The 11,289-nt window shown below is 75.1% G+C and carries 9 protein-coding genes and 1 riboswitch; of the genes, 1 reads left to right on the top strand and 8 read right to left on the bottom strand.

Annotation, left to right across the window (positions count from 1 at the left end):
* The 5 genes from NH342_RS19100 to thrC form a co-directional block, all read right to left on the bottom strand.
* Positions 1-1,492: glycosyltransferase family 2 protein (locus NH342_RS19100; protein ID WP_253017280.1), on the bottom strand; the 1,492-nt coding region annotated here is incomplete at its 3' end.
* Positions 1,489-2,088, bottom strand: coding sequence for an archaeosortase/exosortase family protein (locus NH342_RS19105; RefSeq protein ID WP_253017282.1), 600 nt, complete (start codon positions 2,086-2,088; stop codon positions 1,489-1,491). The genes NH342_RS19100 and NH342_RS19105, both read right to left, overlap by 4 nt.
* Complete coding sequence (locus tag NH342_RS19110; protein WP_253017283.1) at positions 2,085-3,158, bottom strand: GGDEF domain-containing protein; 1,074 nt, start codon at positions 3,156-3,158, stop codon at positions 2,085-2,087. The genes NH342_RS19105 and NH342_RS19110 overlap by 4 nt, the downstream gene beginning before the upstream one ends.
* Before the next feature lie 88 nt (positions 3,159-3,246).
* Positions 3,247-4,197 carry a hypothetical protein gene (locus tag NH342_RS19115; RefSeq protein ID WP_253017284.1) on the bottom strand — a complete coding sequence of 317 codons (951 nt, stop codon included), beginning with the start codon at positions 4,195-4,197 and terminating at the stop codon, positions 3,247-3,249.
* Positions 4,198-4,313: 116 nt separating this feature from the next.
* The gene (gene thrC, locus NH342_RS19120; protein WP_253017285.1) at positions 4,314-5,591 is read right to left on the bottom strand and encodes a threonine synthase; all 1,278 of its coding nucleotides are present in this window, start codon (positions 5,589-5,591) and stop codon (positions 4,314-4,316) included.
* Positions 5,592-5,603: 12 nt separating this feature from the next.
* Positions 5,604-5,720: riboswitch (SAM riboswitch) on the bottom strand.
* Between the two features lie 31 nt (positions 5,721-5,751).
* On the opposite strand from thrC, the gene NH342_RS19125 reads away from it, so the two are divergent.
* Positions 5,752-6,570, top strand: coding sequence for an HAD family hydrolase (locus NH342_RS19125; protein WP_253017286.1), 819 nt, complete (start codon positions 5,752-5,754; stop codon positions 6,568-6,570).
* On the opposite strand, the gene NH342_RS19130 is transcribed toward NH342_RS19125, so the two are convergent.
* The 3 genes from NH342_RS19130 to NH342_RS19140 all read right to left on the bottom strand — a co-directional run bounded on the left by NH342_RS19130 (position 6,567) and on the right by NH342_RS19140 (position 11,175).
* Positions 6,567-7,430: an ABC transporter permease gene (locus tag NH342_RS19130; protein WP_253017287.1), complete on the bottom strand. Its 864-nt coding sequence runs from the start codon at positions 7,428-7,430 to the stop codon at positions 6,567-6,569. The two genes, NH342_RS19125 and NH342_RS19130, sit on opposite strands and share 4 nt — an antisense overlap.
* A complete protein-coding gene (locus tag NH342_RS19135) occupies positions 7,427-10,294 on the bottom strand; it encodes an alpha/beta fold hydrolase (protein ID WP_253017288.1) in 2,868 nt (955 codons plus the stop codon). The genes NH342_RS19130 and NH342_RS19135 overlap by 4 nt, the downstream gene beginning before the upstream one ends.
* Positions 10,295-10,362: 68 nt before the next feature.
* Entirely contained in the window at positions 10,363-11,175 is an 813-nt protein-coding gene (locus NH342_RS19140; RefSeq protein ID WP_253017290.1) for a LytR C-terminal domain-containing protein, read from the bottom strand.
* Positions 11,176-11,289: the final 114 nt, after the last annotated feature.

Here is an 11,289-nt window from a genome sequence, read left to right on the forward strand (position 1 = left end):
CGCGGGGTGCGGCGGCGCGGACCTCGGCCGCCAGCGCCTCGGCCAGCGACTCGTCGCTGAGCCAGTCCGGGTCGGCGGGCAGCGCGGCGAAGCGGGCCGGCTCGACCGGCTCGACCACCCGGCCGGCGCCGCGGTGGCCGGGGCCGTGGTGGGCGGTCTTCTTCCAGTCGCGGCGGCCGCGCAGCAGGCGGAGGAAGGCCCACCACACCGCCGCCTGCAGCAGGTAGGCGTAGAGCACGTTGACCAGGCCGAGCACGAACGCGCGGCGCCGGGTGACCGCTCCCCCGCTGCGCGAGCGGTACACCGGCCCCCACACCACGTGCGGCAGGACCCCGAACAGCGCGGCCAGCGGGACCAGGCCCCAGGCGCCCTGGGTCCACCAGTCGGTGACGCCGTCGCCGGTGTGCGTCATGAACCAGACCTGCACGGCGACGGCGGCCGGGAAGACCACCGAGCCCAGCAGCTGGGACCACGGCACCCACAGGTAGTAGGCGATCTCCAGGGCCCCGGGCAGGCTGACCTGCGGGGAGCAGATGATCGACCAGAGGTAGCGCATGCACTGCATGCCGCCCTGCGCCCACCGGCTGCGCTGGCGCAGCAGCGGCTTGATCCGCGGCAGACCGGTCTGGGCCACGAACGTCTCGTCGCAGTACTCGGTGCGGCCGCCGGTGAGCAGCACGTGCAGCCCGAGCTCGAAGTCCTCCAGCAGGGCGCCGTGCCACGGCGTGCCGAACTCGTCGGCGATCCGGTCGAGGGCGGCCATCCGGGTGAACTGGCCGTTCCCGCCCATGCCCACGCTGCCGGTGCGGCGGCGCAGGCTCTGCATGGCCGCGATCGGACCGGTGAACTCCATGTCCTGCAGCTGGACCAGCAGCGAGTCCTTCCGGGCGGGCAGCCGGTCGTCGGGGTCGACCAGGGAGTCCAGGTCGGCGGCGGCCAGGCCGTCGATGTCGTCGGTGACGCGCACCTGGACCTGCACCGCGGCCACGCGCGGATCCACCAGGTAGCCGCAGATGACGTCGGGGGCCAGCCGCTCCAGCCGGGCGTCGGCGTCCAGGACGCCGACGACGACGCGGTGCCGGTCGGCGTCCTCGGGCAGGGACGCCGAGATGGCGCGCCAGGCGTGGTTGAGCGCGGCACCCTTGCCCCGGCGCGCGTCGGGCATGTGCCGGGTGAGCACCTGCAGCTGGGGGAACTGCTGCTGCAGGTCGGCCAGGATGTCCGGGGTGAGGTCGGTGGAGCCGTCGTCGACGACCCAGACGGTGGCCTCGGGGAAGGTGCCCAGCAGGTGGCGCACCGTGCCGCCGACCACGAGCTCCTCGTCCAGGCAGGGCACGACGAAGTGGAAGGCGTGGCCCTCGCGGCTGCCCGGCACCCCGTCGGTGCGGCGCAGGAACGGTCGCATTATGAACACGACGTAGAGCAGGAAGCCGACGCAGAGCATGAAGGCCGTGGTGTTCAGCGTGGCCAGGGCCAGGTTGTCGGCGTTCACCGGTGCGCCTCCTCGACGTCCCACGGGTCCAGGGCCGGGCTCTGGTAGGTGCCGCGCAGCAGCACCAGCAGGTAGCAGGTGCCGGCCAGCACGAGACCCACGGTGCTGACCGCCGTGCCCACCAGCACGTGGGTGCGGGCGTAGCCGACCTCCGGGCCCCAGTGCGCCATGCCGGCCGTGATCGCCAGCATCCGGGCCTGGTTCACCGCGAGGATCAGCACGACCGCGGTGATCAGCGAGGCGAAGGCGCGCACCGCGGGGATCCGGCGGACGGCCAGCAGCACCGTGGTGGCAGCCACGAAGGGCAGCAGCAGGAAGGCTGCGGTGCAGCCGACGGTGATGTCGATGCCGGTGGCCTGGCCGTCGACGGTGAACAGCACCGACCGGCCGATCTGGTAGGCGTCGCTCACCCCGATCAGGCGGGCGCACCACGCGGTGACGGCGGCCTCCAGCGCCTGCAGGAAGGGGGCGTGCCAGAGCATCAGCACGACGGTGACGACGCCGCCGGCCACCATGCCGGGACGCACCAGGCCGACGTCGGCCGTGCGGTCGGTGTCGCCCCGCATCGCCCAGGGCTCGACCGCCCCGACGGTCACCGGCGCCGGTCCAGCGCCTGCTCGCGGCGGGCCTGCACCAGCGCGTTCTCCGCCCGGGCCCAGGTGGTGGCCAACGGCTCGACCCCGGCGCGCATGGTGTGCGCGGTGGCGGTGCGGTAGCCCGCGCCCTCGAGACGGGCCTGGACCAGGTTGGCCACCCGGGAGGTCTGCGAGGTCTGCAGCCCGCCGCCGAGCAGCCCGAGCTGGCGGGGTCCGACCCGGGCCAGCTGCACCTCGCCGGCGGCCTCGCGGACCACCGACACCGCGCGGCGCAGCGAGCGGACGGTGCGGATGACGCCCAGGTCGACCAGCACCATGCCCACCGGGTCGCCGACCGGGGTGGCCAGCCGCTCCTCGGTGGCCAGCAACGACGCCCAGCCGCGGCGGTTGGGCAGCCGGGTGACGTCGTCGTGGCTCTCCAGGCTGCGCTCGAAGGCGTCCTGCCGCTGGTCGTGCAGCGCGGCGATGTCGGCGGACAGCGAGGCCTGCAGCGCCCCGGCCTGGACCGCGAGCAGCTCGGTCCAGTTGCGCTCGTCGGCGCGCAGCGGGGTGGCGCTCAGGCCGGCCAGGGACCCGAGCTGGCGCCCGTCGCGGCCCATCAGGGCGATGCCCAGGTAGCCGTGCAGGCCCCAGCCCTCCGAGATGCGGCGCAGGTCGGGGGCCGCGCTGCGGCTCAGGTCGGTCACCACGGCCGGCTGCGGACCGGTGAGCAGGTGGTGGCACAGGGACCGGTCCCGGGAGACGGGGGTGCCGGCCTCGTACCGCGCCGCGCGGCTGCGGGACCACGCGGCGTCGGGCTCCTGGGTGCGGGCGGTGGTCTGCACGGCCAGCCCGGTCCAGGTGTCCTCGGTGATCCGGGTGACCGCCCAGGCGTCGACACCACCCAGGCTGCCGAGCAGGGAGAGCGCGGCCTGCGCCCCCGGGAGGGTGCCCCGCGACCACACGGACGCCGGCGCCGGGGCGGCGGGGGCCGCCGTCCGGGTGTCCAGCACCTGCACGGTCGGGGGCGGGGTCAGCTCGTCGTCCCAGGTTCCCGACGCCGGGGAGAGCGACTGCACCTGCCTCGCCACGGTGGGCTCCTCACTCAGTGATCAGATGACGTTCCGGATCTGCACGTCCGTTATCGGCAGGACCCAGCCGGACCGGGACCTGTCGTGCTCAACCGGGCAGCGCGGCCCGGAACCGCACCAGGGCGTCCTCGGCCCGCCACCAGGTGCGCGCCAGACCCTCCTGCGGCTCGCGCACCGCCGAGCCGGCGGTGGCGGCGAAGCCGGCGGCGGTCAGCGCCGTCCGGACGGTCAGCGCGAGATCGGCCGGGGCGTCCAGGCCGCCGGCCAGCACGCCGAAGCGCCGCCCGGAGACCCGGGCCGACGGCCGGTGGCCGGTCGCCTCGGCCAGCACCTCGGCCGCGCGGCGCAGGCCGCGGGCGGTGCGCACCGTGCCGACGTCGACCAGCACGACCGACACCGGACCGGCGAGCTGCAGCGCCCGGTCCTCCTCGTCCTGCAGCAGTTGCCCCCAGCCGCGCCGGTCGGCCAGCCCGGTCACCGGGTCGGCGGCGCGCAGGGCCCGCTCGTGGTCGGCCCGCCGGTCCTCGGCCACCGCGTCGAGGGCGGCGGTGAACCGCGCCCCCAGGTGCTCGGCGGCGGCCTCCAGCCGGCGCAGCACCCCGGCCGGGTCGGCGGCGACCCCGGGCCGGGCCGACCAGCCGCAGAGGCTGCCCAGCAGCTCGCCGTCCGGTCGCCGGAGCGGGGCGGTCACGTACTCGCCCAGCCCGTGGCGGCGGCCCAGGGCCCGCAGGGCGGGCAGCCCGTGCAGCCGCAGGTCGGGCACGTGGGCGGCGCTCCCGCCGACGAGCAGGTGGTGGCAGACGGTCTGGGTGACCGGCAGCGGACGGTCCAGCACGTCCGGCCGGCTGGTCGCGTCGGCAGCCACCCCGGTCCACCACCGGTCGGTCATCCGCGACACCGCGAAGCCGTCCAGGCCCTCGGTGGCCGCGAAGGCGTCCACCGCCGAGGAGGCGGACGCGGCGAACACCGACGCCAGGTGCCCCCGGACCGCAGCGGGGCCGGGCGGGTCCGGGAGCGCTCGTTCGGACCTGGCGAACACGGCCCACCTCCCGTCTCTTCCGGACGGACTTGTTCCGTACGGACGAGTTCCCCTATCGGCGGGAGGGGACCGAGGATTGACCGGACCCACCCGTCCGGGTGGGTCCGGTCGCCGGGTCAGGCGATGAGGCCGGCCTGCCGCACCGAGCGCAGCGACGGCTCGACCCGGTGGGTCGGGCCGACGACGGGGGCCAGCGGGTCCAGGGTCTTCAGGCCCTCGCCGGTGTTGAGGACGACGGTCTCGGCCGCCGGGTCCAGCAACCCCTTCGCCACGAGCTGGCGCAGCACGGCGGTGGTGACCCCGCCGGCGGTCTCGGCGAAGATCCCCGTGGTCCGGGCCAGGTCGCGGATGCCGGCCACGATCTCCTCGTCGCCCACCCGCCCCACCGACCCGCCGGTGCGGCGGACGGCGTCCAGGGCGTAGGGGCCGTCGGCGGGGTTGCCGATGTTGAGCGACTTGGCGATGCCGGTGGGCTTGACCGGCTTGACGACGTCCCAGCCGTTGTCGAACGCGGTGGCGATCGGGTCGCAGCCGGCCGACTGCGCGCCGAAGACCTTCCACGGGGTGTCGGCCACGATGCCGGCGGCGACGAGCTCCTTCCAGGCCTTGTCGACCTTCGTCAGCAGCGAGCCCGACGCCATCGGGATGACCACCTGGGCCGGGATGCGCCACCCGAGCTGCTCGGCGATCTCGTAGCCGACGGTCTTGGACCCCTCGGCGTAGTAGGGCCGCACGTTCTGGTTCACGAAGGCGGCGTCGGCGAACTCGTCGGTCTCGGCCAGCTCGCTGGTCAGCCGGTTGACCTCGTCGTAGGAGCCGTCGACGGCGACGAGCGCCTGCCCGTAGACCGCCGACTGCACGATCTTGCCCGGCTCCAGGTCGCTGGGCACGAACACGAAGGAGGGCAGGCCGTTGCGCGCGGCGTGGGCGGCGACGGAGTTGGCCAGGTTGCCGGTCGAGGCGCAGGCGATCGTGGTGTAGCCGAAGCCCTTGGCCGCGGTGGCCGCCAGGCTGACCACCCGGTCCTTGAAGGAGTGCGTGGGGTTGGCCGAGTCGTCCTTGACCCACAGCGGCGCGGTGAAGCCCAGCTCGTCGCCCAGCCGCTGGGCGCGCACCAGCGGGGTCATGCCCGGGTCCAGGCTCACCCGCTGCGCGGGGTCCTGGCCGGTGGGCAGCAGCGGGGCGTACCGCCAGATGTTGTGCGGACCGGCCTCGATCTGCTCCCGGGTGACCGAGCGCATCAGCTCGGGGTCGTAGTCGACCTCCAGCGGTCCGAAGCACTCGGCGCAGGCGTGCTCGGCGATCAGGCCGAAGGTGGCGCCGCAGTTGCGGCACACCAGGCCGCGGGCGGGGTTGGCCGGGATCGCCGTGGGGGCGGGTGCGGTCAGGGTCATGCGACGACTACCTCCTCATCTTCCCTGCGACGGGTCGTCGACCGCGCAGGACGGATGGGGCACCTGCTGCTCGCGCAGTGGTTGCCGGGGCTTCGTCGGGCCGTGTCCCTCTGCCCCTCTGGATGAGTGGAACGCGCCGAGACTACTGCAGGATGGGTGCGTGCCCGCCTCGATCGTCTACACCGACCTCGACGGCACGATGGTCGGCCCGCGCGGGTCGTTCGTGCACACCGCCGACGGGGAGGTGACCGCCGAGCCCGCCGCCGCCCTGCTCGAGCTGCACCGGGCCGGCGTCCCGCTGGTCCTGGTGTCCGGCCGCACGCACGCGCAGCTGCAGGAGGCCGGCCGCGTGTTCGCCGCCGACGGCTGGATCGGCGAGCTCGGGTCGACGGTCAGCTGGGCGGGCGGCCGGGAGACCCACCTGCTGACCGGCGAGCTGCCCGCGGAGTTCGCCGGCCGCGCCCCGGTGGAGGTGATGGCCGAGCTCGGCGTCGTCGACGCGCTGGCCGCCGCCTGGCCCGGCCGGCTCGAGTGGCACGCGCCCTGGTCGGCCACGCACACCGGCGACGCGATGCTGCGCGGGCGGGTGGACACCGCCGAGGTCGACGCCTGGCTGGCCGACCGCGGCTGGGGCTGGCTGACGCTCAAGGACAACGGCCGGGTGCCGCGCACGCCGCGGGTCACCCTCGCCGTCGAGGGCGACCCGCACGTCTACCACCTCATGCCGCGCGGCATCGGCAAGGGCCTGGCCATCACCTGGGACCTGGCCCGCCGGGGCATCGACCCCGCCGACGCGGTCGCCGTGGGCGACTCGGTCAGCGACCTGGAGATGGCCCCCGCCGTCGGTCGGCTGTTCGTCACGGCCAACGGCGCCGCCGTCCCGGGGATGGCCGAGGCGATGGCCGCGCTGCCCGCCGTGACCGCCACCGCCGGGGCGATGGGCCTGGGCTGGGCCGAGGCGGTGCGGGCCTCCCTCTAGGAGGTGACGTCGCGGCGCGCGAAGTGCCGGAACGCGAGCGCCGTGAACACCACCGCGTAGACCAGGGACTGGATGACCCCGCGGTAGAGGTCGCCGCTGTCGACCGGGGTCTGCAGCAGGTCGGTCCAGGCGAACTCCTCCGCGGTGGGGAAGTAGTCGCGGATGCTGCCCAGCTGCTCGACCTGGTCGAGGATGGCGAAGACGAACATGGTGAACACCGCGCCGCCGACCGCGGCCAGCGGCGCGTCGGTGACCGTGGACAGCCAGAACGCCAGGGTGCCCACGACCAGCAGGTGGACGGCGAGGTAGCCGACCATCCCGGCCAGCCGCAGCAGACCGCTGCCCTGGTCGATGCTGATGCCGATCGGTGTGGTGATGTCGGCGAACCCGAACGCGATCCCGCCGGCGACCAGGGCGACCACGGTCACGGTGAGCAGTGCGGAGACGCTGAGCACCAGCGCCGCGGCCCACTTCTGCCGCAGCAGGCGCATCCGGGGCACCGGGGTGGCCAGCGCGTAGCGCAACGACCCCCACTGCGCCTCGCTGGCGACGGTGTCGCCGAAGAACAGCGCGTAGACCACGACCAGGAAGAACGACGTCGTCGCGAACAGCACGAACAGGGTGAAGTTCAGCCCCGACGCCGTGGCCACGTCGACGAGGTTGAGCCGGTTGTTGGCCTGCGCGTCGTCCGAGGCCCCCAGCTGCAGCGCGGCGATGAGGACCAGCGGCAGCGCCACCATGAGCGCGAACACGCCGATGGTGCGCCGCCGCTTGAACTGCCGGCGCAGCTCCACCGACAGCCGCAGCGTGCGCTCGGGCCGGTAGCCGGCGACGGCGCCGGTGCTCTGCACGGTGCTCATGACTCCCCCACCAGCGACAGGAACGCGTCCTCCAGGCGACGACGCGGGGTGACCTGGTCGACGCCCACGCCGGCCTCCACCAGCGCGGACACCGCCTGCGCCCGGGTCAGGTCGCCGAGCTCCACGACCAGCCCCTCGTCGGAGCGCTCGACGGAGGCACCCAGACCGGTGAGCACCTGCTCGGCGCGGGCCGGGTCGCCCTGCACGACCAGCAGCACCGCTCCCCCGGTGCCGATGATCTCCTCCACGGTGCCCTCGGCGACCTTCTGGCCCTTGGCCATCACGACCACGTGCGAGCAGGTCTGCTCGATCTCGGCCAGCAGGTGGCTGGAGACGATGACCGTGCGGCCGGTGGCCGCGTAGTCCTGCAGCACCTGACGCATGGCGTGGATCTGCGGCGGGTCCAGCCCGTTGGTCGGCTCGTCGAGCACCAGCAGGTCGGGCAGCCCGAGCATCGCCTGGGCGATGGCCACCCGCTGCCGCATGCCCTGCGAGTAGGACCGCACCCGCTTGTCCAGCGCCTTCCCCAGCCCGGCGATCGCGACCGCCTCCTCCAGGTGGGCGTCGGCGAGCGGCCGGCCGGTGGCGGCCCAGTACAGCTCGAGGTTGTCCCGGCCCGACAGGTGCGGCTGCAGGCCGGTGCCCTCGACGAAGGAGCCCAGCCGCGACAGCACCGGCGCACCGGGGGTGGCCGGGTGGCCGAAGACCGAGATGGTGCCCTCGGTCGGCAGGATCAGCCCCATCAGCATCCGCAGCGACGTCGTCTTGCCGGCGCCGTTGGGGCCCAGCAGACCCAGCACCTGCCCGCGCCGCACCTCGAAGGACAGGTCCCGGACGGCGGTGAACCCGTCCTTGTAGCTCTTGGTGACGCCGCTGAACCGCAGCGGCACGTCCTCGCCGTCCGGCTCGACCTGCGACAGCTGCCGCCGCCGGCGGGCACCCCAGAGCTTGGCGCCGACGACACCGGCCACGCCGAGGGCGGCCAGCACGGCCAGCAGCACCCACCAGCGGGTCGCGCCGGACTTCCCCTGCACCGTGCCGCTCACCGAGGGCGCCGACAGCGCGGCGCCGTCGGCGAGGCCGACCGCGTAGACCCCGGCCTCGGCCGGGGCGGCGTAGGCCTGGTCGGTGGAGGACACCAGCACCTGCATCGTGTGGCCGGCCTCGAACCGGTGCACGATCCCCGGCAGGGTGACCTCGACCTCGGTGGGCGCGGTCGGGTCGGTGGACAGCCCGGTCAACGACAGCGGCGCGACCAGGCCGGAGGGCAGGGTCCGGGCGCCGTCGGGCGAGACGTCGTACAGCTTGGCGAACAGCGTCGCCGTCCCGGTCGGCGAGGACACCGTGAGGGTCACCGTCGAGGCACCGACGACGTCGACGGCGGAGTCCAGCGGCTGGGACCCGAAGACGGCGAACTGGCCGGGGATCTCCACCGTGGTCCCGCCGAGGGCGGCGGTCACCGCGCCCAGCCCGGGGACGGTCGTGATCGCCGCGGGGTTGCCCCCGGGCGGGGTGACCACGGGGAACGTGGTGCCCGACAGCGGGACGTCGGTGCGCTGCACGGCGTCGCCGGTCAGCCCGGGGTAGTCGGTCGCGGTCTCGCTCTGGTTCCCGCCCTGCACGCTGCCGACGGCGGCGCCGACGCCGGTGGGCACCGGGAAGGTGAACCCGGTGCCGGGGTCGGCACCCTGGCCCCGGAGGTGGAAGTCGAACCAGCTGGCGACCAGCCCGCGCAGGTCCTCGGTGTCCCGCTCGGAGGCGCTGGCGTCGTGCCCGCCGTCGTACCAGACGACCTTCACCGGGGTGCCGTTCGCGGCGATGCCGCGGGCGTTGGCGTCGGCCTGGCCGAGGCCGAAGAGGGAGTCCTGGGTGCCCTGCACCAGCAGGGTGGGGGCGGTGATCCGGTCGAGCACGCCGGCCGGCGAGGAGCGGTCGAGGACCGCGGCGATGTCCGGCGTCAACGTCCCGGTGCTCGCCGCCTGCTGGTAGGCGGCGCACACGTCGGCGCGGAACCGGCCGCAGGTGAGCGCCTGCTCGACGGCGGTGGAGTCCAGCGAACCGGGGTCGATCTGCGGCAGCCCGTCGCCGGCCGGGGCGCCACCACCGGTCAGCGAGGCCAGCAGCCCGTCCCCGGTGGGCACCGAGCCCGCGCCGAAGAACAGCCCCGACCACAGCCGCTTGAACACCCCGCTGTCGCCGGTGTCGGGCGTGGCGGCGGGGGTGGCGTCCTCGACCGGACCGGCCTGCGAGGGGAACAGGGCGGTGGTCAGCGAGTTCCAGGTGATCTGCGGGGCGATGGCATCGACCCGGGGGTCGTAGGCCGCACCCAGCAGGGCCAGCGCGCCGCCGTAGCTGGCCCCGGCCACACCGACCCGGGGGTCGCCGGGCGCGTCCAGCTGCACGTCACCGCGCGCGGCGAGCACGTCCAGCAGGGTGGACAGGTCGGCGACCTCGTAGCGGGGGTCGTCCAGGCCGATCTGGCCGGTGCTGTCGCCGAAGCCCCGCGCGGAGTAGGTGAGCACCACGTAGCCGCGCCCGGCCAGGTCGCGGGCGTCGCCGGCCACCGACTGCTTGCTCCCGCCGAACCCGTGCGCCAGGACGACGGCCGGTGCGGGGTCGGCGCTGGTGGCCGACGCCGGGACGTAGGTGGTGGTGTCCAGCTCGACGGCATCGGCCCCGCTGCCCGAGGGGACCGTGGCGTCCTCGGTGGTGACGTCCTCGGCGGCCTGCGCCCGGGCGGTGGGGGCGCCCACGACGGGGACGGCGAGCAGGAGGGCGGCGGTCAGGGCGGTGGCGAGGGCTGCGGCACCACGGCGTGCGCGGGGGCGCGGGCGGTGGTGCACGAGCCCGGCGGGGGGACGCACGTGGGCAGAACGGACGACGACGGGCCGGTGTTCCGGCTGTGACCTCCCGGTGACCTGCCGCTGCCCGGTCAGGGCTGCCAGCTGCCGGTGGCGACGACGACGATGCCGGGGTCGGGCTCACCGGCGACCTCGAAGAACCGCTCGGAGGGACCGCCGACGACGTCGGGGAACTGCTCCTGCAGCGTGGCCGCCGCGGCCTGCTGGGTGGCGTCGCCGGCGGTGTAGAAGACCGTGGTGACGGCGATGTCCTGGTCCGGGTAGGCGGCCTCGCCCCGGACGTCCCAGCCGCCGGCGGTCAGCACGGAGCCGATGGCGCCGGCCAGACCGTTGACGTCGGTGGCGTTGAGGACGGTGACCGGTGCGTAGACCGGCCCGGCCGGGACGGGGGGTGTGGCCGTGGTGGGTGCGGCCGTGGTCGCCCCGGCGGAGGGGCTGGTCACCGGGGCGCTGCTCGGGGTGGGTGCGGGCGTGCCGGCGGCGGACTCCGCGGCGCCGGGCCGCTGGAAGGCCCAGGTGCCGAGCAGGACCAGGGCGACGACGACGAGCGACACCAGCGCGGCCACCAGGACCCGGGACCCCCGGCGACCCTCGTCGGGCAGCTGCGGGATGGGCGTGATGCCCTGCCTGCGCTCCTCGCGGCGTCGGACCTCGTCGACGGCACGTCGCTCGGCCCGGCTGGCGGCCCGGCCGCCGATGACCCCGGTCTCCCCGCTGCCGGGTTCGGCGCGGCGGCCCTCCGGACCGGTGCCGGGGCCGGTGGCGGCTGCCGGGCGGGCCTCGGGGCCCGTGGTGGGTCCGGTGGTGGGTCCGGCAGAGGAGCCGGCGGTGGGCCCGGCGGTGGCCGCCGGGCGGGAGGCGGTGGTCGACGCGTTCTCGGTCATCGTGCCGCCCGAGCAGATGCGGGCCACGCTCGACGGCGACCTGGACACGATCATCGGCGACATCGACCGACGGACCCGAGGAGCCTGACCATGGCCACGACGAACAGCGGCAAC

It is taken from the genome of Klenkia sp. PcliD-1-E (genome assembly GCF_024124375.1).
GTDB lineage: Bacteria > Actinomycetota > Actinomycetes > Mycobacteriales > Geodermatophilaceae > Klenkia.

What these genes read in the sequence shown, in the direction of transcription:
- NH342_RS19140 (WP_253017290.1), bottom strand. Translation starts at nt 11,175, where the DNA reads ATGACCGAGAACGCGTCGACCACCGCCTCCCGCCCGGCGGCCACCGCC.
- thrC (WP_253017285.1), bottom strand. Translation starts at nt 5,591, where the DNA reads ATGACCCTGACCGCACCCGCCCCCACGGCGATCCCGGCCAACCCCGCC.
- NH342_RS19130 (WP_253017287.1), bottom strand. Translation starts at nt 7,430, where the DNA reads ATGAGCACCGTGCAGAGCACCGGCGCCGTCGCCGGCTACCGGCCCGAG.